This is a genomic window from Sagittula salina, assembly GCF_017813235.1.
In the GTDB taxonomy this organism is placed as follows: domain Bacteria; phylum Pseudomonadota; class Alphaproteobacteria; order Rhodobacterales; family Rhodobacteraceae; genus Sagittula; species Sagittula salina.
Window position 1 is genome coordinate 32,898 of the sequence record NZ_JAGISH010000016.1, and the last position, 26,024, is coordinate 58,921.

The following is a 26,024-nucleotide window of genomic DNA, read 5'->3' on the forward strand; positions in this document are numbered from 1 at the left end:
GTCAGCTTTCGAATTTTCGAATGGTTTCGCCGAGAAGTCCGCGCGGCCGCAGCAGCAGGACAACCAGCATGAGCGCGTACATGGAGGCTTCGGAGGCGGCGGGGACGAAGAAGACGGTCACGCCCCGCACCACGCCCACCAGCAGCGCGGCGCAGACCACGCCCCAGAAGCTGCCGAGCCCGCCGATGACCACCACCACGAAGGCGATGGTGAGGATCTCTGCCCCCATCGCCGGGTGCACGGTTGTGATCGGCGCGAACATTGCACCGCCAAGCGCGGCAAGGCCGACGCCCAGCATCACCACGGTGGTCATGTAAGGTTGCAGGCGGATGCCGAGCGCGGCGACCATGTCGGGGTCCTGGATGCCCGCCCGCACCACGCGGCCAAAGGACGTGCGGTTCAGAAGCACCCACACGCCCGCCAGCAGCACCGCAATCACCGCAAGCATCATCAGCCGGTATTTCGAGAACAACAGCGGCCCGAGGATCACCGACCCCCGCAATTCGCGCGGGAGAGAGGCCGCCAGCGGCGCCGACCCCCAGATCATGCGGATCGCCTGTTCGGCCACCAGCGCCAGCCCGAAGGTGACGAGTAGCGACAGGATCGGGTCCTCGCGGTAGAAACGGCGCAGGATGAACCGCTCGAAGGCGATGCCGAGCAACGCAACCACGATGGGCGACACCAGCACGCCGCCGAAGAACCCGAAGGTGCCCGACAGCGTGACGAAGGCATAGGCCCCCAGCGCGTAGAAGGCGCCATGCGCCAGGTTGACGATGCCGCCGACGCTGAAGATCAGCGACAGGCCGAGCGCGATCAGCAGGTAATAGCCGCCGAGGACCAGGCCGTTGACGACCTGCTCGAGCAGAAAGAAGAGTTGCATGGGGTCCGTCCCGAAGGGCGCCCGGCGCAGAGCCGGGCGCGGTCATTTCAAGTGATTTGTGTCACGGGGCTACAGGGACAGTTTGCAGGCGCCGCCCTCGGTCGAGGGATAGATCGACTCGAGCGCCTCCTCCGCGCCCGGCACGGTCGCCGACAGCTCCAGCATGTCGTGCACGTCCTCGTAGCTGCCATCGTCCTTCACGGTAAAGGCGTAGGCCTCCTGGATAAGCTGGTGATCCTCTGCACGGAAATGCGCGGGGCGCGACTTCATGACGTCGAACTTGGCGCCGCTTTCGAGGTAGTCGATCAGATCAGGCGTGGCCGCCGAACCCGTCTCCGCGATGGCCTTGGCCATGATCTGCACGGCGATGTAGGAAATCCAGGAATGGTTCTCCGGCAGCTTGCCGTACTTCGCCTGGAATCGCTCGACGAAGGCCTTCGATTCCGGCGTGTCGAGCGTGTGCAGCCAGACCGTCGGCCACGTGCCCGAGAGGTTGCCCGCGCCCGCCGCCCAGGCGTCAGCGGTGTTCAGGTTGAAGCCGATCATCGGATAAGGCAGGCCGAACTCCGCGTATTGCTTGACGAAGTTGGTCACCTGATTGCCCGCGAGGTTGAGGCAGACGTAATCGGGATTGGCCTGCCGCAGCTTCAGGATGAAGGGGCTGAAGTCGGTGACGTCGGTGGCGATCAGCTCATCCCCGATCAGCTCCGCGTCGTTGCGGTCAAAGAAGGCCTTGGCCGCCGACAACAGATCGTGGCCGAACACGTAATCTGCGGTGAGGGTAAAGAACTTCTTGCCGGCGATGTCGTCCTGCTGCTTCAGCGCGGTGCCGACGGCGTTCACCATGGCGGTGTTGGGGATGTCGGTGCAGAACATCGTGCGCGAACACCGCTCGCCGCGCAGCACGTCCGACCGCGGACCCACGGCCATGAACAGCTTTTCGTTGCGGGCAGCGACCTCGGAAATGGCCAGCGCCGTGGCCGAGCTGATCTCGCCCAGCAGGAAATCGGCGCCGTCCTGCTCCAGCATCCGTTGCGCCTTGGTCGCGCCGTTCTCCGGGTTGATCGAATCCTCGCTCATCAGTTCCAGCATCCGGCCGCCAGCGCCGCCGCCGGCGTTGATCTCCTCGACTGCAAGGGAGGCCCCCTCGACGGCCCAGCCGCCCAGTGTGCCGAGGAAGCCGGTCATCGGTGTCAGGTGGCCGATCTTTACCGGGCCGGACTGTGCGCGCACGATCACGGGCGCCCCCAGCATCGCCGCCGCCGCCGCGCCGGTGCCCAGCGTCAACGCGTGCCTGCGGGTCAGAAGCCCGCTCTTTCGGGTCGTGTAGGTCATCGTCTCTCCTCCCAGATCGGGCTTTTGCAGCCTCGTGGGGGCAGGGTAGCGGGCCGGGCGGGGACGCGGATAATACCGTTTTCGGAAGCGGATATAAGTTTGCCATATGGCTTCGACGGAGTAAGCTTTGCGCCATGGACATCCGGCAACTGAGATATTTCGTCCGCATCGTCGAAATGGGCAGCCTCTCAAAGGCGTCCCAGGTGCTCAATATCGCGCAACCCGCACTCAGCCAGCAGATCGCAAAGTTGGAGGACGAGGTCGGCAAGCCGCTGCTCGTGCGCTCGCCCCGTGGTGTGACGCCGAACGAAACGGGCCAGGCGCTCTATCACCATGCCCGGCTGATCCTGCGCCAGTTCGAACAGGCGCTGACCATCGCGCGTTCCGACGATGGGGAGATCACCGGCGTCTGTTCGCTGGGCCTGCCCGCGACCACCGTCGCTGCGCTGGGTCTGCCGCTGGTCCGCCGGGTGCGGGAGAAATATCCCAACATTTCCATCAACGTGGTGGAGGCCATGAGCGGTCATGTCGGCCATCTGATCCGGCAGAACCGGCTAGATCTCGCGGTGCTGTTCTCCCGCGACATGCCCGACGACCTCGCGGTCGAACCCCTCATGCTCGAAGAGCTTTTCCTGATACTGCCCGGCGACTCGCCCCTTTTGACCGGGCGCGAGACGGTGACAATGACCGAGGTCGCGCAGGTGCCGCTGGTGTTGCCGACCTCCGACCACGGGTTGCGCCGCCGCATCGAGGCGGAGTTCGAGAGCCGCGCCCTGGTGCCGCGCGTCGCGGCAGAGATCGACTCGCTGTCTCTGGTGATGAACTGCGTCTTCGACGGCATGGGCGGCACGATCAAACCCATGGGCGCCATCATGCAGGAATGTCGCCGGGGCCGGGCCTTCCGCTGTCTCAGCGTCTCGGATGCGAGCCTGCGACGCACCAATTACCTGTATTCCCTGCCACCCGACGCGCAAAGCAGCGCCGCCAGCGCCGTGGCCCACGTCCTGCGCCAGGTGGTGGCGGAACTGGTGGAGGCAAGGGAGTGGCGCGGGTTTCTCGCACCTCCCGAGGTTCCCGCGCTGGTGCCCGCCTAACCTTCAGTCGTCGGTGACAGGCGTCGTCACCACGATAAAGGTCAGATCCCCAAGCCCCGAATTCTGGATCGAATGCCAGGTCCCCGGCGCAATGAAGATCACGTCGTTCTTGCGCACCACGCGGCGTTCGTCACCAATCTCCATCAGCCCTTCGCCGTCGAGCACATGATAGACCTGCTCCTGAACCTTGTGGACGTGGCGCTCGACATAGGCCATCGGCTGGTACGAGGAGATACGGTAGTCGATCAGCTGCGATCCGGTTGTCTCCGGCGCCACCAGCGCCTTTGACAGCGCCGATCCGAAGTGGCCCGGATACTGCTGCCAGGGTTCCTCTGCGATGTTGCGGATCACGGTATTTCTCTCGGTCATGTCATGTCCTTTCAAAAGGCCGGTCACGGAGGCTGTTCAAGGGCGCCAGGGCCTGCCGAAGGCAGGCTCTTTCGGTTGCAGTGGCGGCAGTTCCCAGGTGCCGGTCGCGGGTGGGCGGACGTCCGCGTCCACATGGACGTCGATCAACGCCGGACGGTTGGAGGCGACGGCCGCTTCCAGCGTGGCGGCAAACTGGCGGCTGTCGGTGACGGTGTAGCCGTCCACCCCCGCCGCCCGTGCCCAGGCGGCAAAGTCGGGATTGTAAGGCTCCCGGTTCTCGCCCGCGCGGAAGGCGGTGCCATACTCACGCCCGCCAAAATAGCCGTATTGCAGGTCCCGGATCGCGCCCCAGGCGAAGTTGTTCCAGACAACCCAGACCACGGGAATGTCGTATTCCACCGCCGTGCACAGCACGTGCGGGACCATGGTGAATCCGCCGTCGCCACAGATCGACACGCAGGGCCGGTGGGGGGCTGCGAGTTTCGCGCCGAGGATCGAGGACGGACCGAAGCCCATGCCCGAGTAGCCCCAGGTGTTCAGCATCGATTGCGGGCGGCGGGCCTTCCAGAACTGCATGTACCAGTTGTGGTGCACGCCCGAGTCAAGTGAAAGGATCACGTCTTCGGGCAGCACGCGCTGACAATCCTTCACGATGCGGAAGGGGGAGATCGGGTCGGAATGCCCGTTCCAGTTGGGCGCGATGAAATCGGTCCATTCCTTGCGCCAGCCCTCGATGTCCGACAGCCACGCGGCGGTTTCACGGCGCAGGGCGTCGCGGTTTTCCAGTTCTGCCAGAAGTTGCCGCAGAAAGGCGCGCGCATCGGCCAAAATGGCCAGATCGGGCGTGTAGTTGCGCCCCAGTTCCGCGTGGTCGAGATCGACGTGAATCAGCTTTGTCGTGGGGAAGTTCCACGAATAACCGGGCTTCCACGACGAGGCCGAGCGGTCGTCGAACCGCCCCCCGATCGCCAGAACGAGGTCCGCGTGCCGCCCGGCCTGGTTGGCCGCGTAGTCGCCGTTCCGCCCGATGAAGCCAAGGCTGAGCGGGCTCTCCATATCGATGCAGCCCATGCCGTTGGGCGAGGAGATGACCGGGATGCCACGCGCCTCTGCGAGCGCGGTCAGTTCTGTCCCCGCCTCCGACAGGGCAACGCCATGGCCGATGAAGATCACCGGGCGCACGGCGGCCGTCAGCATGTCGGCAGTCGTCGCGATGTCCTCTGCGCTGGCCCCGCTGCGGCGCTGGCCAAAGGCCGATCCCTTCGGTTCGCGCGTCACGTCCGCCTCCTCCTGAAAGAGGTTGTAGGGGATGTCGAGGTTGACCGGCCCGGGTCGTCCCGTGGTCATCGCCGCCGCCGCCTGCCGCATGGCCAGCGGCAGCATCTCGACGCGCGAGGGCTGGAACGACCGCTTTACCACCGGCTTGATCACACTGTTGAAATCCGCGTGGTGGTGCATCGACAACTCCTGAAAGGGCGCCCGGTTGAACTGCCCGGTCGGCACGTTGGCGGTGATCGAGTAGACTGCCGAACTGTCGGTCTGCGCCACCGCCAGCGCCATGATCTGGTTGCACGATCCCGGCCCGGTGGAGGTCAGCGTCGCGGCGGGCTTGTGCGAGACGCGAAAGAACCCGTCCGCCATGTGCACGGCGGTCTGTTCGTGCCGTGGCGACACCAGCCGGATCTGGTCGCGCCGTTCGTACAGCGGGTCCAGCAGGCCAACGTTGCCGTGCCCGCAGATGCCAAAGACATGGGTAATGCCTTCCTCGATAAGCGTGTCGGCGATCAGGTCGCCGCCTTTGGTGGTGGTCATGGATCCTCCCTTTCGATCCCGGCCGCGTGGCGTGCCGCCAGCCAGCCGAAGGTCATTGCCTGCCCGAGTTGCGCCCCCGCACCCGGGTATTCGCCGCCAAAGGCGGAGTGCATGTCGTTGCCGCAGGCATAGAGCCCGTCGATCGGCGCGCCCTCCGCGTCCAGCACACGTGCCCTGGCATCCGTCGCCAGCCCCCGGCTTGTGCCCAGGGGGGCCGGCTCCATCCGGACGGCGTAATAGGGACCGTCTCCCAGCCGCCCGAGGCAAGGGTTCGGCCCGTGTCCCGGGTCGCCGTTGGCGCGATCGTAGAGAGTTTCGCCGCGGCCGAAGTCCTCGTCGATCCCAGGCGTGCAAAAGCCGTTGAAGCGCTCGATCGTGTGGCACAGCGCCGTTGCCGGCATCCCCAGCGCGCGGGCGAGCGTGGGCAGGTCACGTGCGGCCGTCAGGTAGCCCGCGCGGATATAGCGCCGCAGCGATGGCGTGCGCGGACGGATCAGCCCCAGCCCGTAGCGCCGTACAAAGGCGCGGTCTGCGATCAGCCAACAGGGCAGCGCGGTGTCGCGGTGCCGGTACATCGCGCGGACGAATTCGTGATAGGATACCGCTTCGTTCACGAACCGGCGTCCGTCGCGTCCGACGCAAAGCGAACCGGGCTTGGCACGGTCGAGCACGATATGCGGCCAGATCGCGGTAGACCTGTCCGGTCGCACCATGGTGGAGCACGGGAACCACAGCGCGTTGTCCAGCCCCGAAGGCCCCAGTTGCGCCCCCGCCGCCAGCCCGAGGTCCAGCGTCGTGCCCCGTGCGCCGGGGGCGGCGGGGGTGATGCGCGGGGTCGGATCGGGCAGGTGTTCGGCGCGCTTCGCCTCCGAGGCGGGAAAGCCGCCGCCCGCAAGGATGATGGCCTTTGCCCGGATGGATTCGCCGGGCAGGTGCACGACGCCCGGCGCGATCCGGGAGGCAACCACGCCGGTGCGAATATCCACCCCATGCACAAGACAGGCGTGGAGCAATCGTGCCACCAGCGCGTTGCCCAGCACCAGCCGGGTGCCGCGCGCATGGCGCAGCCTGTCCCGCGCATGCCTCAACCCGAGCCGGATGGCCGCCGCCCCCGCGTCGCGGTCGGCACGCAGAAGCGCCGCGGCCTCGGGACGGGTGACCATCATTCCGCCAAGCACGGTCAATTCCGGCAGCGGCGGCGCAAGACGGGCGAACCAGTCGCCCAAGGAGCGACCGTCAAAGGGGACAGGGTCAAGCGGCCGCCAGCCGGGGGCGGCGCCGGGTATATCCTGACGGTAATCGGGCGACGCGGGCATGGCGCGAAACGCGATCCCCGCGCGGGTTTCGAGATCCTCCAGCATCCGTGGCCCGGCAGCGAGGAAAGCCCGACGCAGCGCGTGCGGGGCGCGTTCGCCGACCAGCGCGTCGAGGTAGACCGCCGCCTCTGCCGCGTCCTCGGGCCGGGCGGCGCGGGCAAAGCCGTTGCCGGGGATCCAGACGCTCCCCGAGGACCGCGCGGAGGTGCCGCCGACCTGTTCTTCGTGCTCCAGAACAAGCACGCGCAGCCCGTCCAGCGATCCGGTCAGGGCCGCCGTCAGCCCCGCCGCGCCACTGCCCAGCACCACCATATCGACCGAAGCAATCCGGGGCGTCACGCGCGACCCCCCGGCTCTGACGCCAGCCATTTCCAGCTACTGCGGCGCATCCCTGTCCTCCCGTCACGGTGATATGCCAGTGGACCCGGCGACGGAAAAACAAAATAGCAATGGGGGTATAAGGCCCGCTTATCCCCTTATCGGCCTTTGCGCCCCCTGCGCCCGCCAAACTCGTGCAGAGGTGGAATGTCTCCGCCGGAAGCCAGGGCCGCCAGGCACGATCAGGCGCCGTGTCGCTTATCGCAACGCTTCGTCCCGCGCCTCTGCCGCGTCGCGCGCGGCGCCCATGAGGAAGGAGACGTCGTTCACCCCGGCCACGAGGTGATAGCCCTTTGCCCGCAGTTCCCCCCAGTCGCGTCCGCCGCCCGGCACGGTGGCCAAAAGCTTGCCGGCCGCCGTGACCTTTGCCTCGACCTCCGCAAAGGCGGCCTGTGGGATGGCGTGCTCCATGTCCTCCATGTGACCCAGCGTCGCGGCAAGGTCGTTCGGCCCGAGGAAGATGCCGTCGACGCCCTCGACCGCGCAGATCTCCGGCAGGGACGCGATGCTTTCAGGCGTCTCGCACTGGACGAACAGCAGCAGGTCCTCGTTCGCCGTCCTCACGGCGTAGTCGGGCCGAGAGTGGTAATCCGATCCGCGCACGATGGGTGCCGCATAGCCGCGCCCGACGCCGCCCGTCCCGCGCACCGGGTAGCGGCAGGACCGCGCGATGGCCTGCGCTTGTGCCACGGAGTTCACCATGGGCACGACGAGGGACCGAAAGCCCCGGTCGAGCACCTTCTTCAGCGTCGTGTCGCTGCCGTCCGGGACGCGCAGGAGCGATTCCCCACCAGCCGCTTCGACCGCGCGGGCAATGCCGACCCACGTTTCCAGATCTCCGATGCCATGTTCGCCGTCGATCAGCACGATCGGCCAGCCGTGGCGGACGAGGATCTCCGCGATGTCGGCGCTGCCCAGTTCGGCCCATGCGGCAGTGACGAACTCGCCCCGCAGGAGGCGGGATTTCAGGGTATTCATAAAAGGTCTCCGGTTGGGGGCCGCGTCATCCGGGGTAGCCCATCAGGCGCGGCAGAAAGAGGACGATGCCGGGAAGGAGGATCATGGCCAGCAGGGCCAGAACGAGGACGATCAGAAAGGGAATGACCTCGCGGATGATCTCGGCCAGCGGAATGCGGGTGACGGCGTTGATGACGAAAAGCAGGATGCCATAAGGCGGCGTGATGAGGCCGATCATGCAGTTCACCACCGCCACCACACCGAAATGCACGAGGTCGATGCCCATTTCGCGGCAGGCGGGCAGAAACAACGGGATGATGACGAGGATGATGGTCGAGGCATCCAGAACGCAGCCCAGCAGCAGCAGCAGAACGTTCACCCCGATCAGGAACGCCAGCGGCGACACCTCCAGCCCGGTCAACGCGCCCGCCACCATGTCGGGAATATTCTCGGCGGCGACGATGTAGTTGAGGATCAGCGCCCCGCCGATCACCAACCCCACCGCCGCCGAGGACCGGGCGGATTCCACGAGGATGTGGTAGAAGGCCCGCAGGCTGAGCGCCCGGTAGAAGACTGCGGCCAGGATCAGCGCATAGAAGGCCGCGACTGCGGCGGCCTCGGTTGGCGTGGTGACGCCGCCATAGATGCCGTAAAGCAGGATCGCGGGCATGAGCAGCGCCGGGAACGCCTCGAACGTCAGGTGCGGCAGATCGGAAAGCGGCACGGGCGCCTCGGTCCCAAAATCTCGGCGGTGCGAGATGATCCAGTTCTGAACCATCAGGACGAGGCCCATCAGCAGCCCTGGCCCGATGCCGCCCAGGAACAGGTAGCCAATGGAGGTGTTCGACACCAGCGCATACAGAACCATCGGGATCGACGGCGGGATGATCGGCCCGATGGTGGCGGAGGCGGCGGTGATCGCGGCGGCATAGCCACGCGTGTAGTGGCCGGATTTGGTCATCATCCCGATGATGATCTTGCCGATGCCCGCCGCATCCGCGACCGCCGACCCCGACATGCCGGAAAAAATCAGCGAGGCGACAACGTTGACATGCCCCAACCCGCCCTTGAACCGGCCCACGATCGCGACGCAGAACCGCAGCAGCCGGTCGGAAATCGTGCCCGCGTTCATGATGTTGGCGGCAACGATGAACAGCGGCACCGCCAGCAGGATAAAGCTGGAATACATACCATCGAGCAGCACCTTTCCGGCCAGCCCAACCCCCTGCCCGCCCGCCGCGAGATAGACAAACGACGCGAGCAGGATGGCATACGCGATGGGCATCCCGATCGCCGCCGTGACAAAGAGCGAGACCAGACAGAGCGTGAATTCGATACTCACGGGCGGCCCTCCGGGTCCTGCACCGGGGTGGCGAGGTCGTCGAAGTGATGGATGTCCTGCTCCGCCCCGAAACGGAAGACCTGTGCCGCCCGCCACGCATAGCGCAGCGAAACGGCCACGAGGAAGAAGGCATAGACGGAATAGATATCGCGCATCCTGATCCAGTCCCCCATCAGCTGTTTCAGCGTGGCGGTCTGTTTCAGGCGCAGGATTCTGAACTTTGCCCATGTCGGTTCGAGCGAGTAGAGCAGCGCGCCCGCGATCAGCACACAGGTCACGATGGCAAAGACCTTGCGCGTGCCGGGGCGCACGGCGGAATAGAGGATGTCAAAGGTGACATGATCCCGTTCGCGCACGATGGTGGCGCAGCCAAAGAAGACGATCCACACCCAGAGCGCGAGGCAGAATTCCAGCGTCCATCCATAACGCGAGGGGTCGAGCAGCGGCGCCGCCTGCGCCAGCCATTCGAGACGCGCGGTGTAGCGGATCACCACCTGCAGGATGAAGGTAAGGAACATCGCGAACATCATCATTGCCGCGATGAATTCCGCACCGTGTTTCAGGCCCTGGGCGAACCGACGGATCGTGTCGAACATGGGATACCTCCGGCGACGTTGCGCCCCGGGGATGACCCCGGGGACGCATCAGGGTCAATCGCCGAGCGCGTTGATTGCGTCGAGCACGCCCTCGGGCCAGGAGGCGGCGAATTCGCTGCCCTTGTACTGTTCCTGAACGTGGCTGCGGAAGGCGTCGAGGTCCGGCTCGTAGATGTCGAGTCCCTGATCTTTCAGGAAGGAAACCAGCTCCTCTTCCTTGGCGAGCTGCTTCTGGCGGCCGGAATCGGCAGCCTCGTCGGCGGCCTGCTGCACGGTGGCCTGCTGATCGGGTGTCAGCTGATCCCAAACGGCTTTGGAAAACGCGACGTAGTTGAGGTCCACAAGATGCGCGGTCAGGGCGACCTGCTTGGTCACCTCGTAGAATTTCGCATCGACCACGGTGGGCAACGGGTTGTCCTGCCCATCCACGGAACCGGTCGATAGCGCGGTATAGACTTCGGTGAAGGCCATCGGTGTCGGATTCGCGCCAAGCGCGCGGCCAAGGAACTGCCAGGCATCAGAGCCGGGCATCCGCAGATTCACACCGGAGAGGTCGGCGGGGGTCTGCACGTCCTTCTCGGAACGCGGGAAACGCAGGTTCACATGCCGCTTGCCGAGATACATGACCGACAGCAGCTTCACCCCCAGTTCGTCTTCGACCTTCTGCTTGAAGGGTTCCATCAACGGATCGTTGAAGACGCGCACCTGATGCTCGGCTGACTGGTGCACGTAGCCGGTAGCAAAGATGGAGAATTCCGGGAAGAAGGTCGCCAGTTCCTGCGCGGAGGCAATCGACATTTCGAGGTCGCCCGAGGCGATAGCCTCAAGCTCGGAGCCCTGCGCGATCAGCGAGGCGTTATAATGCGGCTCGTAGCTTGCAAAATCCGCCACGGCGGGGGCAAAGACCTCTGCCAGAGCGACGGAGCGCTGGTCGGTCTCGGACGCGGGCGTGGACATGCGCAGGGTGATCTTGTCCTCCGCCAGCGCCGGCCCGGCAAGGGTCAGGGCGGCAGCCGACGCCAGAAGTGCGCGGCGGGTCATCGCAAAAGTCATGGTTTCTCCTCCCAATCGGCGGCCCGCTTGCGTGGGGCCACTACGCAGTATTTGGTATACCATTCGCCGGAGGTGCGTCTATCCCGAATGCGGGTGCTCCCCCTGCCCCGCGTCGCGTTCGACTTTCCCGTCCGTCGGGGCAATGGTGGCGGAAGGCCCGGCCAGCCGCATGGGGGCAAAGCCAGCCTAATCAGGTGGAGCATGATGGAGACCGAATGACCCAGATTTTCCTGCGCACCCCGGAGGAGCGCGACATCCCCGCCCTGCACACAATGATCCTGCGCCCCGCAGTGCAATGGGGCACGGGCCGCCTGCCCTATCAGTCGACCGACTGGGTGGCCGAGCGCGTTCTACGACCCGGTGAGGGCGTTCACGCCATCGTCGCGGAAAAAGACGGCGTGGCAGTGGGCTGGGCCACGCTGAACCGGGGCCGCGACCGGCGGGCGCACGTCGGGAGCCTCGCCATTACGGTGCACGACGCGCACCATCGGCAGGGTATCGGCCGGGCGTTGATGACGGCGATCCTCGACCTGGCCGACAACTGGCTGGGACTCTTGCGGGTAGAGCTGACGGTGAACACCGACAACCACGGCGCCATCGCGCTTTACGAAGTCTTCGGGTTCGAACGAGAGGGGATCAGTCGCTGCGACATCCTGCGGGGAGGGATCCTGATCGACGCGCTCTGCATGGCACGGCTGCGTGCGCCGCATTCCTACATGACCGACCTGTAGACCGGGCGACTCGGCAGCGCCTGGGACGGGTGCGAGTCGGAAGCGGCGGGCGGTCGGAACGCTTTCTTCCGCCGCTGATGCGCAAATAGCCGTACTGGGGAGGGCCGCACTTCCGGGCGCAGGGAACCAGACGAGCCACATGAAGAATTCATTATTATCCTTTATTATCATATATTTAAACAATTTCCCTCGCGCGATGCTTTCGGAAGATTAGCGCTGCGCCCCATCCAGAGCACCATATCTGATGTGGAAAATTCTTGAATGAGGGGCGGAATGGGACCATAGCTGTAACGCAAAGACTGCGGGATAACCGGTGAATTGGCGTTACTGAGGCTGCCAGCGAAAAACCGGACCCGACAGGACAACGATAATACGAGCGGACGGGATGAAACAGTCTCTACACCAGACCCTGAGCCGGAACGCGGATGATCTGACATTTGCGCTCACCGAGATGTCGAAGTCCTTCTTTGCTCCGGAGGATACGAAGACGTTGCGCGACTTCTCCTCTTCCGAGGTGACGGAACTGCTTGGAGTCTCGGAGAGCTACCTGCGCAAGGCCCGTCATGAAGGACGCATTCCCGACAGCGAACCCGGCCCCGGCGGACGGCGACGCTACACTGCGGCGCAGGTCTGGGACCTGCGGCAGATGCTGGCGAAGGGATCAAAGAACCCACATCACATGCTGCCCGGGCGCAAGGAAGGCGACCGGTTGCAGGTCTGGTCAACGGTGAATTTCAAGGGCGGCTCGGCCAAGACCACCACGACAATCACCCTCGCCCATCGGCTGGCCTTGCGTGGCTACCGGGTACTCTGCGTGGATGCCGATCCGCAGGCATCCCTGACGACCTTCTTCGGCTACCAGCCGGAAATCGATTTTTTCGAAGGCGGAACGTTGTACGACGCGATCCGCTACCGCAACGGCGAGGAAGGCCCCCGCCCCCTGCGCGAACTGGTACGCAAGAGCTACTTCCACAACCTCGATCTGGTCCCCGGCGGCATCATGCTGTCGGAGTTCGAACACGAAACACCCGCCGCCCTGAGCCGGGTGGAGCAACCGGTATTCTTTCAGCGCATCGCCCATGCGCTGGACGATGTGGAGGCGGAGTATGACATCGTGCTGATCGACTGCCCGCCACAGCTGGGCTACGTCACGTTGTCGGCGGTCTGCGCCTCGACCTCGTTGCTGATGACGGTAATCCCGGACCGGATCGACATCGCCTCTGCCGCGCAGTTCCTGAAAATGGCGTCAGGACTGGTAGAGGTTCTTTCGGAAAGCGGCGGCATTACCGATTACGACAATTTCCTGTTCCTGTTGACGCGCTTTGATACCTCGATCAGCGCGCAGCAGGATTTGTCGGAGTACCTGCGCGCGCTGTTCGCGGAACAGGTTCTGGAAACGCCGTTCCTGAAAAGTTCCGCGATCAGCGATGCGGGTCTGCAGCAGAGGTCGGTCTTCGAAGCCGAGGTGACCGGTGCAAATCGACGGACGTACGACCGCGCGCTGCAATCGGCCATTGGTGTATGCAACGACCTTGAACGGCGCATTCAGGCCGCGTGGGGGAGGTAATATGAAACGGGACAAGCTGGCCGGAAGCCTGAAAGCTCTGGAGGCGCACCGCGCCGCACGGGAGACAGGCGAAACAGAGGAGCCGCGCGCTCTGCGGTCGCCTGCTGTCAACACCGTGGCGGACAGCATCCGGACGCTCGGGGCTTCCGCCCCGCGGGATGTGGCCCCGTCGGAAATCATCGACTCGCGGTTCTCGGACCGGATCGACGTGACCGAGGGGCTGGAGGATCTGGTGGCCTCGATCGAGCGGTCGGGTCAGCAGTTGCCTGTCCTGCTGCGCAAGGCGCCTGCCGGGGTGCCGCCCGGAATCCGTTACGAGGTGGTCTATGGCCGCCGTCGTATCGCCGCCTGTCGGCAGTTGGGTCGAAGCGTGCGTGCCCATATCGCGGAGTTCGACGACCGGCAGGCGCTTGTGGCTCAGGGTCTGGAGAACGCCGCGCGGCTTGAGAACAGCTTTATCGAGCGGGCGCGGTTCGCGGCCCAGATGGATGCCGCCGGCTACCCCAGCGCCGATATCTGCGAGACGCTGAGTGTCGATCCCTCGGGTCTGAGCCGGATGCGGGCGGTGACGCGCGCCCTGCCCGACGATGTGATCCTTGCCATTGGCCCGGCGCACCAGTCCGGCCGACGGCCCTGGATGCGGCTGGCCGAACTCGCCCCCGCAGCGCTGACCGCCGGGCGCGACCTGCGCCGCATGATACCTGAGGGCGAAAGCGATGTACGGCTCACGGGACTGGTTTCGGCTCTGGAGCGCGGGCACGCCGCGAAGTCCGCCGCCCCCCGCAAGGCACCGGATATTCGCAACCTTGCCGGAAAGCGCCTGCAACTCGCAGTGGACGAGCGGCGGCTGACCCTTCAGGCGAAGGATCGGCGGGCCCAAGGGTTCCTCGGCTGGCTCGATGGACGGCTGGACGATCTTTATGCCGAATGGTCGGAAAAGGGCGACTGATGCGGCAAGCTCTTGATATTGCTTCAGTTGCCCGCCGGGCAATGAGGGAAAAATCTTAAGGTATTGAAATCAAACGGTTTGCCCACCGGGCAAGTCGATCGCAACCCGCAAGAGAGAAAGGAGGCAGACGCAAGGCAAAAAGAAACCCCCCGAAACCGAAGTCTCGAAGGGTCTCCGTCAGATTTAGCACTCTCTGGATACCCCACAGTCGAATCACAATCAACACCGAACTTCGGTGAACGATGGGGTCTGCCCGTCTGAAACAAGCATGACAAACACCACCGCTACGGCGCCCTGCGCCGCGGCACGGTCCCCCCGTGCCGAAACACAACCCGGCGAGGCCCCCTGCCCTGCCGAACGGATAGAGTTTGCCCCCTTCCCGCGCTGGCAATTGCTGGACATGGTGGCCGAGGGGCGCCGTGCCCTTGGTCTGACAGCCAACGACATCGCCGTTCTGCGGGCGCTGCTGTCGTTCCTTCCGGTAAAAGAGCAAGCCCCTGTGACACCACGGGTGCAAACGGTGGTCTTTGCCTCCAATGCAGAGATCGCCAAACGTGCCGCAGGTCTCGATGAACGTGTCCTACGCCGCGCTTTCGAACGACTGTCACGCGCCGGTCTGCTGCTGCGCCGCGACAGCGCCAACGGCAAGCGTTTTCCGCTCCGCCGCGGGGGCCGTATCATCGCCGCCTTCGGGCTGGACCTTGCGCCCGCTTTCGCCTCTGTTCCGTTGCTAGCCGATCTCGTATCCGAGCAGCGTGCCGAGGCGGAGGCTCTGCGCAGCCTCCGTGCCATGCTGCAGGCCCGTCGCCGGGCCTTGATGGAAGGGCTGCAGCACCTTCCCGCCACCATCCATGACTGGCTCACCCACCTGACACGTATCTTTCGGCGAAAGCTGGCGTTGGAGGACCTTCAATCCATTGCCTTGCGGTTCGACGAAATCGAGGAGCAACTGCCTGCCGATAAGCAATTGCCCGAGGAAAACTCAGTGCTTCCTGCCTCCATCCGGACGGCAGAAATGCCCGCCGGCGACGGGCAGAATGTCCGGCACAAAGAGTCCCTGAAAAAAGATATCGATTCCCGCAAAACTCGAATTTGCATCGACGAATGCACCGAACTCCGCGGCCTCCTCCCTCACCCGCCACAAACATTGAATGAGGCAAAAGAGGCATTGAAGACATGCGCCGCATTCCTTGGCCTGCGTACGCAAATCGTTGCCAATGCCCTGACACGGCTTGGCTGGCAACGCACCTTCGAAGCGCTGGACCACATGGCAAGGAATGGTTTGCAGATCCGCACGCCGAACGAATACTTCGCACGGCTCGTCGCAGAACGCACAGCGTCTACTGGTACGTGCTCTGAACCGCTCTCGGATGGTCCTCGGGCAATTGCGCCATGACCCACGACAATATGGCATCCCGCTCTGGCGAGAGTTCTTCGGCAAACTCGCCAGCGAACTCGAGGAAAGCAGCCACGTTTCCGGTTTTTACCGCAATGAGCACCGGGATGTCGCGTCCCAAAGCTTCTGCGATGACAGGGCGGAAGCCGCGTCCGTCGATCTCCTGTTTGCCGAACTTGTTCGCCACCAGAAGATCCGGCCCGTTCTCCAGCGCGGCGGTAACAAGACCAACCGCCTGCTCCAATCCCGCCGGATCCAGACGGCACCCGCGGGCAAAAGCCCCCAGCCGCTGGCTGATGCGAATGACGTCCCGGCCGGACAGCACGTGCAGATCCATGTCACATCTGTGCGCGCCCTCGCGTTCCGAATTGACCTGCACCGCTCCAGCGAGGTTCAGCCCCCGTCCCTGCAGTATCTCCGCCACCGAGGCGAGCACAACATCCCCCGCCCCGCGTTCCTCGAAGCTGACAAATCCCAGCACGCTAGTTCCCTTCCTTCAAGGTGTCGGTCCGGTCCCCGTTCCCTGCCAGTGGCAGCCAGACGGTGAACTCCGCCCCAGCCACACCCGCAGGGCCGGTCAGATTGCGGTAGCTGATAAGTCCCCCGGCCCTTTGCACCAAAGTCTGCGAAATCGAAAGCCCCAGCCCGGTGCCTTCACCCGGTTTCGTTGTGAAAAACGGATCGAACACCGTCTTCAGCAAGGTTTCGGGGATGCCCGGACCTGTGTCCTGAACCAGGAGGGTAACGCCAGAACGGCCGTTGCGCGCCTCCCGCGCGGAGATCAGACAGATGGTACCGCTGTCCTCCATGGCGTGGACCGCATTAACCAGAAGGTTCACCACAACCTGCTGCAACTCTCCCACGGGAATTGCCACAGGCGGGGTCTCCTCCAGCTTTGTCACCACGTCGATATCCGCCGTCGCCAGTACGTGGTCCACCAGAACCAGACAGTCGCGAACTACCTGCCGGACCTCGGTCTGCGCCGCGACACCAGAGTGATCGTCGGGCCGCGCGAATTGCAGCAGCTTTCCAACGATGCTGGTGATCCGCCCGATCTGGGCGTCAATCAGATCGATCTCCGTCTGCACGCCTGCGGCGTGCTCCCCCAGCACCTCCCGCATGACGTCCAGGTTGCCCTGAATCACCGCTACCGGGTTGTTGATCTCATGCGCCACCCCGGCGGAAATCTCCCCGATGGAGGCCAGCTTCTCGCTCATCACCAACTGTCGCCAGGTGTCCTCCAACTTGCTGTTGGCCTCCTTCAGCTCAGCGGTACGCGCCTCTACCCGGTTGTTCAGTTCCTCCGCCCATGCGCGCAGCTTGGCGTCGCGGTCCTGCACCTGATCCAGCAGGTCGTCGAGGTGCATGGCCACCTGCCCGATCTCGTCCGCGGATCGCGGCAGATCGTTGCGCGCGGACAGGTCACCATGGGCCACGCGCTGCATGGTTTCCGTCATCTTTTCAAGCGGTGCAAAGACCCCCTTTGCCAGTCGCAGGAAGAGGGGGGCCGACAGCGCCAGAACGAGCATGAAGACCGCAAGCATCATCAGGTAGGCATTGCGCTTGGCGGCAGAAAAAGGTGCCTCCAGGAAGCCGACATATAGCATCCCGACGGGATCACCAAAGCTGTCGCGCAGGGGCAGGTAGCCGGAGATATACCAGTCGTTGACGACAAAGGCCCGGTCGAGCCACGTTTGCCCGCGGTCAAGAACCGCCTCCCGGACCACCGCCGAAACGCGGGTTCCCAGCGCCCGCACGTCCTCGAACAACCGTACGTTGGTAGAAATCCGCACATCGCCGAGGAACAGGGTCGCCGTTCCCTGCCGCTCGCCCCCGGTCACGGCGTTGAGGTAGACAAGACGGTTGATCGTATCGATGAATTGCAGGTTTCGGTTCAACAGCACGCCACCCACCAGAACGCCTTGCGTCCCGCCTGCGTCCACTGGCGTTGCGGAGTGGATGACCATCCCGCGATCCTCCACGGTCCGGTCGCTGGGCACCGCTGCGCGTGTCGGGCGTAATTCGATCCGGGCGCGGTCATGGAGATTGCCGGGCAGGGCGGCCAGCTGCTCCGGGCTGAGGATGTCGATGGCGGTCGACGCCTCGCCCTTAAGTGCGCGGGCGACCACCGGCCATGCGCGGCCCTCGGCCACGGCCGCAGGCCCGGAGACAAAGTAGAGGAAATCGAGGTTCAGGTCGTTCTTCTTGCGGACGAAGTATGCCTCCCGGCCCGCCGCTTCCCGCGCCATAGCCTCCGCAAAGTCGACCGACTCTGCCACGGCGGAGAGTTCCTCACCCGTGGCCCCCATGATCCGGGCCAGATATTGCTCTGCGATACGGAGGTCGGAATCGACATTGGCGATCAGGATGCGGTCATAGTCCGCCGTCCAGCGCGCCATGCCGACCAGCAAAAGCACGGGCGCCAGCACAACCAGCGGCGCCAACGCGAGGAACAGCAGCCTGACCCGGATCGTCCGCATTCAGCCGCTGCCTCCCGGTTTCACGAATTCGGCTCGCCGTCGCCGTGCCCGCCGTGCCCATGGTCATGCGGGTGCCCGTGGCCGTGATCGTGCCCATGACCGTGGTCATGGGGGCCGTCCATGTCGCCATGCACTGCGAACTGCCCCAGGTCCGCTTCCTCCGGTGCGATCACGCGAAAGACCTCGCGGACCCCGGCATCGGTCAGCTCCCGCGATACCATCAGCAGCGTGTTGGGCTCCTGATCTTCGCAGAGATCGGCCATGTGAAACAGCTCTTCCCGCGCAGCCGGTCGCGCCGCATCCTCCGAAGGCGCGCCGTAATAGGTCACGAAATGCCGCGCCAGGGTGCCCTCCAGATCCGCCAACTCACCCGCTTCGATGGATGTCACGGCGACCAACGTGACCCGTCCGCCGGTTTCCATCCCCAGCCATCCGTTGGCAAAGGCCTGCCGCGCCTTCCCGACGAGGTCGTCCTCGGTCCAGTCGGAGAACTCGAACCCCCCCGCCACACACCATTCTCCCGTACGCGCCGGGGAGGCGAAGACCTGCATGTCGCTCTCGTCGATATGTACCGCACGCGCGAGTTTCATGGCGTTTCCTCCAGAAGTTCCGTCAGCGGGTGCACCTGCGTGCCCTCGGGCAACCGCAAGAGCATCCCGAATTCCTCGTCCACGCCAAGGAACGTGCCCGTGACGTCGCCCCGAGTGACGTCTTCGCCCACTCCATGCACCAGACCACGCCATTCGGACGCCAGTGCGCGCAGACCGTCGGGATCTTCCCAGCGGGCGATCCACGCCAGTGTGTGGCGCGCCCAGGCTTCGACCAGCAGGGCAGGGTCCACGTCGGCGCAGCCCTCGACGAATAGCGCGGTTCGGTCCGGGTCATGGCCCGTTTCCATGCTCACCGGCAGCAGGTCCAGCGACCAGCTGATCACCAGCCAGTCCGGCACCGCCTCTGGATCGCGCGTTGCGGCAAAGGCCCGCATCATGCCGCAACGCGCGCCATTCACCCGGATCGCGCCGCCCCATTCCAGATGCACCGCCACCTCCGGGGGCGCCAGTGCGCCCAGAGCATTCTGGAACCCCACGCCTGCCAGCGGCAGCATCGCCATGGCCCGGCGCAGCGGGACCTCCGGCGCGAGGACCAGCGCTGCGCCGACCCGGTCTGCGGCCGCGCGCCATGTCACTAGCCCCGCGTCCACGCCCGAGATCGCCTTTGCCACCGCGACCTCTTCGGGGAGTGCCTCGACGGCCTCGCCGGTCATCGCCGGAGGAAAGCTCAGCTCGCTCATGCCACCCCCTGCGCCACCAGCGCCTCGGCCACCGCGCGAAAGGCCTGCGCCTGGGGCCCGTCCGGCTGGCTGACCACGATCGGTGCGCCGCCATCGGCCGCCAGCCGGATCGACAGGTCAAGCGGGATCTCCGCCAGCAGCGGCACGCCCAGCTTCTCGGCTTCCGCAGCAACGCCGCCGTGACCAAAGACGTGCTCCTCATGTCCGCAATTGGAGCAGATATGGGTCGACATGTTCTCGATCATACCGAGAATCGGAACATTCAATTGCTTGAACATGTCCAACCCCTTGCGGGCATCCAGCAGCGCCACGTCCTGTGGCGTGGAGACGATCACCGCCCCGTCGACCTGCGCCTTCTGAGCCAGCGTCATCTGGACGTCACCGGTACCCGGCGGCAGGTCAACGATCAGAACGTCGAGTGCGCCCCACTGCACCTGCATCATCATCTGCTGCAACGCGCCCATCAGCATCGGACCGCGCCAGACCACCGCCTGATCCTCGTTGGTCATCAGACCGATGGACATCATTGTCACGCCATGGTTGCGCAGCGGTAAAATCGTTTTACCATCAGGCGAAGCGGGCCGTCCCGAAACACCCAGCATCCGTGGCTGTGACGGCCCGTACACGTCGGCGTCCAGCAGGCCAACACGCCGTCCCAACTGTGCCAGTGCGCAGGCAAGGTTGGCCGATACCGTCGACTTGCCGACCCCGCCCTTGCCGGAGGCCACGGCGATCAGATGCGCAACACCGGGTATCTTTTGCGGTCCCTGCGGCGCCGCACGCGCGGGCTGCTTCAGCCCGGGCGGCGGCGCATCCGCGGTCAGCCCGACGGTCACGCTGCCGACACCCGCAGCCTGCAGGGCCGCCTCCGCCTTTTCCTTCACGGGCTGCCAGGCCTCCGCCTGTCCTGGCGGCACTTCCAGCACAAAGCGCACACCGGTATCGGCCACGCCGAGGGCCCGCACCACGCCGGCTGCGACGATATCGCCTCCCGCCGGTGCTTCGATCCGCTTGAGGATGTCCAGTACTTCTTCGCGCGTTGCCACTTACGCCTGCTCCCCGTTCATGCCTTCGATCTCGCCTTCGACCTCGTGGGTCATGTCCAGTTCTTCGATGGTCACCACCGCCTTCACCTTGTAGCGCTTTCCGGCGGTATCCGCCTCGCGCATCGCTTCCTCGATGGCCTGCTGCGAGGTGACGCCGACCTGCTTGAGGAATTTCCGCATCGACATGTTGAACGCGTCGCTCATCCCGTTTCTCCCATGAGAGTTGACGCGCGCTGGAGCAACCGTCTAGGCTGATCTTCATGCGCGCGAGTTCGTTGATCTTGCTGGCCATTCTGGCCCTTGCCGCCGTCCCGTTCAAGGCGGCCGCCGAAGAGCGTCTGCTGACCCTCCACGCTGCGCCCGAACTGATCGAGAGCGGTCTTATCAAATACCTGCTGCCGCGTTTCACCCTGAAGACGCAGGTCCGTGTGAACCTCACCGAACCGCCCACCGATGCCACGCTCGACACCACCGCTGCGCCGCTGTTTCTGGGCGCGGACGGGGCAGGGGGGCCTTGGGGCTTGACGATCAGCAATACGACGGATGCCACGGCGCGCTTCGAGGACTGGCTTACCGGCGAAATCGGCTTGAAAACCGTGCTGGCTTATGCCCCCGAGGGCGCGCCGCTTTATGCCGCTGCCGAACGGGCGGCCGAGGCCGCACCGGTGCTGGAGCTGACCGGGGACGTCGCCGAAGGTTATCGCGTATCGCGGGCGAAATGCGCCCGGTGCCATTCCGTCGACGAGGCGACGCGCATGACTTCCATCGGCTCCACCCCGAGCTTTGCCGTGCTGCGTGCCCTGCCCGGCTGGGCGGACCGTTTCGTCGGCTTCTACGTGCTGAACCCGCATCCGGCCTTTACTCAGGTGGCGGAGGTCACGCCGCCCTTCGACGAGGCCCGCCCCAGCCCGATCGTGCCGATCCACATGACGCTGGAAGAGGTTGACCACGTCCTCGCCTACGTGGCGACCCTCGCCGCCGCCGATCTCGGCGCGCCGCTGGCCCAGCAGTGACATCAGTTATCCCGGCGCTTGAGGTAATCCTCGGTGGTGCGCGGTCGCGGCCGCTGCTTGCCCGCAAAGGGGCTGTCGTCGGAATGGAACTGCGCGTTCACCCGGCAATCGTCGCACATCTGGATCATGCGCAGCTTCTCGCCGCTGAACATGGCGTGCGATGACAGTTTCTGCGTGATCCGCTCTACCGTGGATTTCACCCCGAAAAGCCCGCCGCATTCGACACAGGCAAAGGGTTCCTCTTCCTTCAGCACGCGCTGCCGCAGCGCGGCCTCCGACAGGTCCAGCCGGGGTTCCAGCGTGATGGCGTTCTCCGGGCAGGCGGTGGCGCAGATCCCGCACTGCAGGCAGGCATCCTCCTGAAAACGCAGCTCGGGCCGGTCCGGGTTGTCCCCCAGTGCCCCCGAAGGGCAGAGCGAGACGCAGGACAGGCACAGGGTGCAGGCGTCCTGATCCACAAGAACTGCGCCGTAGGGCGCGCCCACCGGCAGCGCCAGTGCGCCGCCCTCCGGGTGCAGTGCCCGCGCCGCCTGCCGGGTGATCTGCCGCCGGGTACCCATCGGGCGCACCGGTGTGGCGAGCGGGGCAGGGGCCTGCGCCGCATACAATGCGTCCGACAGCACATCCGGGTCCGGCGTGTCGATCACTGTCACCGCATCGCGGATTGCGCGTGCCATCGTAACCTGAGCGGTGATCGCCGCCATATCCGCGCCCGGCCCCGGCAGCAGTGCGACAGAGGCGAAACCGGCCCCCAACGCCGCCACCATTTCGGCGTGGCCGAAGACGCCGACCTTCGGCACCTCCATGGGGATCACGTCAGAGGGCAGCCCGCGCCCATGCCGCGCCGAAAGCCGGATCATCTCTGCCCCATGTCGTTCGTGCACCAGCAGTCGCGGCGCGTGGCCCCCGGCGTCGCGGTAGGCCGTCGCCAGCACCTGCACACGCCGCATGACCAGATCCACCGGCGGCGCGTCGTAGCTGATCGCGCCCGACGGGCAGGCCGCCGAACAGGCGCCGCAACCGGCGCAGATCAGCGGGTCGACCGTCACGTGTTCGCCGTTCGGCGTGATCGCCCCCGTCGGACACAGATCAAGGCACCGCGTGCACCCCACCTGACCCGCGCGGGAATGCGCGCACAGCAGCGGCTCCGTCCGGACGTGCAGAACCTTTTCGAAGGTGCCGACCATATGCGAGGCCGCCAGCACCGCCGCCGAAACCGCCTCCGGGCGCTTTGGGTCGGCGCGCAGGTAGCCGTCGCGTTTTTCATGAGCCGGGAAAAGCGGCGCCTCGCCCCGCAGGTCCAAAAGGATGTCGCAGTCCGACCGCGCACCGTCCTTTGGCGCGGTCAGTGCGTAAGACCCGCGCCCGCCCGGTTCCACTGTCCGTAGCGCGTCAATCACAAGATCGAACCGTCCCAGCGCGCCGGTTGCCCGCCGCATCCGCCCGGTGACTATGTCATAGTCCCGCGTGTCGGGAACCTCGGCGCCCTCCGGCAGCAACACCGTTACGCCAAGGTGGTCCTTCAGGCTTTCGGCCGCTGCCAGTGCAACCTCGGGCGCCCCGACGATCAGGCACAACCCTTCCGATACGACGTCGAGGCTCTTTTCCGGGGCGGCGGGCAGCATGGCCTCTGCCACCAGCGCGGACATTTTGGGCAGTTTCGGGGCCTCGTCCGCGCTCCAGCCTGCCCGGTCCCGCAGATCCACGAGGGCAGGGGGGGCGACACCCAGTTCATCTGCCAAGGCCTCGAATACCGCGCTTTCCTGGGTGCAGGCGAAAACGACATCCCCCTGCGTCAATCCCTCTGCAGCCACCGCGACCTCGCGTGTGCACAGCGCTGAACAGGGGGGGCGAACGTCCAGTCCCGTGGTGCGTGACAGGGCTCCGGCATCGATGCTCTGCGACCCCAGACAATCACATGTTATCAAAGTCTTGACCACGGTTTTTCTCCTTCGGGCAGGCGCTCTTCGGGGCCTATGGACCCCGCCGTGCAGCGGCTAGCTACACATGATTCGTCCATAGTAACAACCGGATTCCACGGTCCCCACGGTCCCGAATCGGGCCGCCCGGCCTGGCATGGGGCTGGGTGATTCGCGCGGTTCGCAGACCGCCCGATTTCTGAGCAAAATAGTCGGATTGGACAGGTTGACCGAACGCCCCGACACCCCGTCCGGGCGCTGGACAAAATGACCCGAAACGCCATTCGGAATACCATGGCGTACGAAAAGCCTTTCGTGGCCGGACATCCTGCGCCACGGTTTGGCTCCGAGGGAGACTGATCTTGATCCACAACCCGAACGCTTATCGCACCATGCCGGTGGGGGTCGTCCTGCGACGGACGCCCGGTGTTACCCGTTGGGTGCGTCATGCCTGGACCGCTGCCGCCGTCCTGCCGGGGGCCGGTCCCGCCGAGTGGAAGGAAATGCGCCGCGAGGGCGACGCGGTGGAATATCATGCGGCGACCCCGGTTCTCGAACTGCACGGCGCCGAGACGGAGGCCTACCTCGCTACCCTCGCATCCGAACTGCCCAGCCTTTATGTCGTGCTGCGCCGCACCGGGGTGGAGGAGCCGCCCTTCGAAGTGCTGCGCATCACTGCCTCGCCCTACGAGGCGCAGGATTTCACCGACAGCGGCGAAGAGCAGGTCGAGAAGGTGCCGATGCCGCACGGACTCGTGGCTTGGGTGCGCGACTTCGTCGAGGAATTCCACCAGGAAGAAGCCTTTATCAAGCGCAAGCGGGACAAGACCCGCATCGACCTGAAGCAGGACGGCATCGGCGACCCGCGCATCGGCAAGGCCGCGGATATCTACGCCTCGCCCGCGTTGAAACGGCGGAGGCTGCAATGAGTAGTTTCTGGGAGCGTCGCAAGGCCGCCGTGGCCGCCGAAAATCGTGCTGAGGCCGAGGCCCGAGAGGCGGCAGAACGTCAGGCCGCCGAGGACGCGCTGGCGGAGACGCCCGACGCAAAGCTTCTGGAAGAGGCGGGCCTGCCGGAGCCGGAAAAGATCGAGTCCATCGACCAGTTGCAGGCCTTTCTGAAATCTGCCCTGCCGCAGAGGCTGAAGACCCGCGCCCTGCGCCATCACTGGGGGTCCAACCCGGTGCTGGCAAACCTCGACGGTCTGCTGGAATACGGCGAGGACTACACCGACGCCGCGCGCTGCGTACCGGACATGAAGACGCTTTATCAGGTCGGCAAGGGCATGTTCGACAAGGTGGCCGAAGCCGAGGCGGCCGCGAAGGCAAAAGCCGAGGCCGCTGCGAAGGCTGCCGAAGCAGAAACCGCGACCGATCCCGAGACCGTAGAAGAAGGTACCGAAGCTGTCGAGACCGAGGCGGCAGGGCAGGGGGATGCCGCAGTGGCTGAACCGGAGCTGGTTTCCGTGCGCCCCCCCGCCCCCCCGTCGGCCCGTACCGCTCCGAAACCGCAGCCTCATCAGCAGACATATCAGCCCGCGGCCCAGGTCGCCGAGGCCGACGACACAACGCCCGCTCCGGCCCCGCGCCGGATGCGCTTCCGCTTTGATGCGGAGGAGACCAGAGGATGACGATGACCGCAACCGCCCCCGTGATCGCCGAAGAGGACCGCTTGCGCGCGGATCTCTACAACTTCCTTGGCCTGATCCTTTCCGGTCCGCCGGACGAGATGCTGCTGGTGCAGACTGCGCAGTTGGAGGGCGACGACAGCCCGCTGGGCCAGGCCATCGCCACGCTGTCGAAGATGGCGAGGGTGACGAAGCCCAAGAGCGTGACGTCGGAATACAACCGTCTGTTCATTGGCCTCGGGCGTGGCGAGCTGCTGCCCTACGCTTCTTACTACATGACCGGCTTTCTGAACGAGAAGCCGCTAGCCGCGCTGCGGCAGGATATGACCCGGCACGGGCTGGCACGGGCGGAGAATGTCTTTGAACCCGAAGACAACATCGCGTCGCTGATGGAGATGATGGGCGCCCTTATCGTCGGCCGCTTTGGGTCGCCCGCGTCGCTGGCGCAGCAGAAAGAGTTCTTCAACCGCCACATCGCGTCGTGGGCGGGACATTTCTTTGGCGACCTCGAAGGGGCAAAGGGGTCGGTCTTCTACACCCCGGTCGGCACCGTCGGACGCATCTTCATGGAGATCGAGGCAGAGGCCTTCCGCCTCGGATAATGCGTGGGGAGACCCACGCGCAACGAGCGGTGCCAGGGGAGGAAGGCCAGGGCACCGGAACCAGAATGGAGGGAAAGATGAAGGAAAAAGAGGCTTCGCGCCGCGATTTTCTCAAGCTGGCAGGCTCGGCCGCGCCCGCTGCCGCCGTGGCTGTCGCCACTGCAGGCACGGAAGCCGAAGCGGCACAGCCGGTCGATCTGGCATCGGACACGATGCAGGACACCGCGCATACCCGCGCCTACTACGCCGCCGCGCGCTTCTGAGCGTGGCG

26 protein-coding genes are annotated in these 26,024 nt (G+C 65.3%); 10 read left to right on the forward strand and 16 right to left on the reverse strand.

The annotated features are described in order from the left end of the window. Position 1 precedes the first annotated feature (1 nt). Together J5474_RS19820 and J5474_RS19825 are read right to left on the reverse strand one after the other, a co-directional pair. On the reverse strand, positions 2-880 hold the full coding sequence (locus tag J5474_RS19820) for a branched-chain amino acid ABC transporter permease (protein WP_209363333.1): 879 nt from the start codon (positions 878-880) through the stop codon (positions 2-4). 69 nt (positions 881-949) lie between these two features. After that, positions 950-2,215: an ABC transporter substrate-binding protein gene (locus J5474_RS19825; protein ID WP_209363335.1), complete on the reverse strand. Its 1,266-nt coding sequence runs from the start codon at positions 2,213-2,215 to the stop codon at positions 950-952. A 134-nt stretch (positions 2,216-2,349) separates the two neighbouring features. Between J5474_RS19825 and J5474_RS19830 the strand changes: the two genes are divergently transcribed. Then, positions 2,350-3,309: a LysR substrate-binding domain-containing protein gene (locus J5474_RS19830; protein ID WP_209363337.1), complete on the forward strand. Its 960-nt coding sequence runs from the start codon at positions 2,350-2,352 to the stop codon at positions 3,307-3,309. Positions 3,310-3,312: 3 nt separating this feature from the next. Here the strand turns inward: J5474_RS19830 and J5474_RS19835 are convergent, their stop codons facing one another. The 7 genes from J5474_RS19835 to dctP form a co-directional block, all read right to left on the reverse strand. Next, positions 3,313-3,678: a cupin domain-containing protein gene (locus J5474_RS19835; protein WP_209363339.1), complete on the reverse strand. Its 366-nt coding sequence runs from the start codon at positions 3,676-3,678 to the stop codon at positions 3,313-3,315. A 36-nt stretch (positions 3,679-3,714) separates the two neighbouring features. Then, positions 3,715-5,490, reverse strand: coding sequence for a thiamine pyrophosphate-binding protein (locus tag J5474_RS19840; protein WP_209363340.1), 1,776 nt, complete (start codon positions 5,488-5,490; stop codon positions 3,715-3,717). Further along, a complete protein-coding gene (locus tag J5474_RS19845; RefSeq protein ID WP_209363341.1) occupies positions 5,487-7,175 on the reverse strand; it encodes an FAD-dependent oxidoreductase in 1,689 nt (562 codons plus the stop codon). Before J5474_RS19845 ends, J5474_RS19840 begins: the two co-directional genes overlap by 4 nt. Before the next feature lie 207 nt (positions 7,176-7,382). Beyond that, positions 7,383-8,162 carry an HpcH/HpaI aldolase family protein gene (locus tag J5474_RS19850; RefSeq protein WP_209363342.1) on the reverse strand — a complete coding sequence of 260 codons (780 nt, stop codon included), beginning with the start codon at positions 8,160-8,162 and terminating at the stop codon, positions 7,383-7,385. A gap of 25 nt (positions 8,163-8,187) precedes the next feature. Further along, positions 8,188-9,483 carry a TRAP transporter large permease gene (locus tag J5474_RS19855; RefSeq protein ID WP_209363343.1) on the reverse strand — a complete coding sequence of 432 codons (1,296 nt, stop codon included), beginning with the start codon at positions 9,481-9,483 and terminating at the stop codon, positions 8,188-8,190. Beyond that, positions 9,480-10,079 carry a TRAP transporter small permease gene (locus J5474_RS19860; protein WP_209363344.1) on the reverse strand — a complete coding sequence of 200 codons (600 nt, stop codon included), beginning with the start codon at positions 10,077-10,079 and terminating at the stop codon, positions 9,480-9,482. The genes J5474_RS19855 and J5474_RS19860 overlap by 4 nt, the downstream gene beginning before the upstream one ends. A gap of 54 nt (positions 10,080-10,133) precedes the next feature. Continuing rightward, positions 10,134-11,132: a TRAP transporter substrate-binding protein DctP gene (dctP, locus tag J5474_RS19865; protein WP_209363345.1), complete on the reverse strand. Its 999-nt coding sequence runs from the start codon at positions 11,130-11,132 to the stop codon at positions 10,134-10,136. Positions 11,133-11,347: 215 nt separating this feature from the next. On the opposite strand from dctP, the gene J5474_RS19870 reads away from it, so the two are divergent. The 4 genes from J5474_RS19870 (at position 11,348) to J5474_RS19885 (ending at position 15,775) form a co-directional block, all read left to right on the forward strand. Further along, positions 11,348-11,863, forward strand: coding sequence for a GNAT family N-acetyltransferase (locus tag J5474_RS19870; RefSeq protein WP_209363346.1), 516 nt, complete (start codon positions 11,348-11,350; stop codon positions 11,861-11,863). 385 nt (positions 11,864-12,248) lie between these two features. Beyond that, complete coding sequence (gene repA / locus J5474_RS19875) at positions 12,249-13,430, forward strand: plasmid partitioning protein RepA (protein ID WP_209363348.1); 1,182 nt, start codon at positions 12,249-12,251, stop codon at positions 13,428-13,430. A 1-nt stretch (position 13,431) separates the two neighbouring features. After that, on the forward strand, positions 13,432-14,379 hold the full coding sequence (gene repB, locus J5474_RS19880) for a plasmid partitioning protein RepB (protein ID WP_209363350.1): 948 nt from the start codon (positions 13,432-13,434) through the stop codon (positions 14,377-14,379). A gap of 268 nt (positions 14,380-14,647) precedes the next feature. Next, a complete protein-coding gene (locus J5474_RS19885; RefSeq protein ID WP_209363352.1) occupies positions 14,648-15,775 on the forward strand; it encodes a helix-turn-helix domain-containing protein in 1,128 nt (375 codons plus the stop codon). On the opposite strand, the gene J5474_RS19890 is transcribed toward J5474_RS19885, so the two are convergent. The 6 genes from J5474_RS19890 to J5474_RS19915 are packed head-to-tail and all read right to left on the reverse strand — an operon-like array spanning position 15,720 to position 20,796. After that, positions 15,720-16,256 carry a DUF2478 domain-containing protein gene (locus J5474_RS19890; RefSeq protein ID WP_209363354.1) on the reverse strand — a complete coding sequence of 179 codons (537 nt, stop codon included), beginning with the start codon at positions 16,254-16,256 and terminating at the stop codon, positions 15,720-15,722. The two genes, J5474_RS19885 and J5474_RS19890, sit on opposite strands and share 56 nt — an antisense overlap. Position 16,257: 1 nt before the next feature. Next, a complete protein-coding gene (locus tag J5474_RS19895; RefSeq protein ID WP_209363356.1) occupies positions 16,258-18,255 on the reverse strand; it encodes a sensor histidine kinase in 1,998 nt (665 codons plus the stop codon). A gap of 20 nt (positions 18,256-18,275) precedes the next feature. Continuing rightward, on the reverse strand, positions 18,276-18,845 hold the full coding sequence (locus tag J5474_RS19900; RefSeq protein WP_209363358.1) for a DUF6505 family protein: 570 nt from the start codon (positions 18,843-18,845) through the stop codon (positions 18,276-18,278). Then, the gene (locus J5474_RS19905) at positions 18,842-19,546 is read right to left on the reverse strand and encodes a biotin/lipoate--protein ligase family protein (RefSeq protein WP_209363360.1); all 705 of its coding nucleotides are present in this window, start codon (positions 19,544-19,546) and stop codon (positions 18,842-18,844) included. The genes J5474_RS19900 and J5474_RS19905 overlap by 4 nt, the downstream gene beginning before the upstream one ends. Continuing rightward, entirely contained in the window at positions 19,543-20,592 is a 1,050-nt protein-coding gene (locus J5474_RS19910; protein ID WP_209363362.1) for an Mrp/NBP35 family ATP-binding protein, read from the reverse strand. Before J5474_RS19910 ends, J5474_RS19905 begins: the two co-directional genes overlap by 4 nt. Further along, a complete protein-coding gene (locus J5474_RS19915; protein WP_209363364.1) occupies positions 20,593-20,796 on the reverse strand; it encodes a DUF6494 family protein in 204 nt (67 codons plus the stop codon). 56 nt (positions 20,797-20,852) lie between these two features. Here J5474_RS19915 and J5474_RS19920 point away from each other — a divergent pair, with 56 nt between their 5' ends. Continuing rightward, positions 20,853-21,605: a cytochrome c family protein gene (locus tag J5474_RS19920; RefSeq protein ID WP_245216603.1), complete on the forward strand. Its 753-nt coding sequence runs from the start codon at positions 20,853-20,855 to the stop codon at positions 21,603-21,605. A 2-nt stretch (positions 21,606-21,607) separates the two neighbouring features. Here the strand turns inward: J5474_RS19920 and J5474_RS19925 are convergent, their stop codons facing one another. Next, on the reverse strand, positions 21,608-23,545 hold the full coding sequence (locus tag J5474_RS19925) for a 4Fe-4S binding protein (RefSeq protein WP_209363366.1): 1,938 nt from the start codon (positions 23,543-23,545) through the stop codon (positions 21,608-21,610). A 371-nt stretch (positions 23,546-23,916) separates the two neighbouring features. Here J5474_RS19925 and J5474_RS19930 point away from each other — a divergent pair, with 371 nt between their 5' ends. From J5474_RS19930 to J5474_RS19945, 4 genes are all read left to right on the forward strand, one after another. Further along, positions 23,917-24,453, forward strand: a complete 537-nt coding sequence (locus J5474_RS19930; RefSeq protein ID WP_209363421.1) for a DUF3305 domain-containing protein — start codon at positions 23,917-23,919, stop codon at positions 24,451-24,453. After that, complete coding sequence (locus tag J5474_RS19935; protein WP_209363368.1) at positions 24,450-25,154, forward strand: DUF3306 domain-containing protein; 705 nt, start codon at positions 24,450-24,452, stop codon at positions 25,152-25,154. The genes J5474_RS19930 and J5474_RS19935 overlap by 4 nt, the downstream gene beginning before the upstream one ends. Continuing rightward, complete coding sequence (locus J5474_RS19940) at positions 25,151-25,753, forward strand: TorD/DmsD family molecular chaperone (RefSeq protein ID WP_425342903.1); 603 nt, start codon at positions 25,151-25,153, stop codon at positions 25,751-25,753. The genes J5474_RS19935 and J5474_RS19940 overlap by 4 nt, the downstream gene beginning before the upstream one ends. A gap of 77 nt (positions 25,754-25,830) precedes the next feature. Next, positions 25,831-26,016: a twin-arginine translocation signal domain-containing protein gene (locus J5474_RS19945; RefSeq protein WP_209363370.1), complete on the forward strand. Its 186-nt coding sequence runs from the start codon at positions 25,831-25,833 to the stop codon at positions 26,014-26,016. The last annotated feature ends 8 nt before the right edge of the window (positions 26,017-26,024 follow it).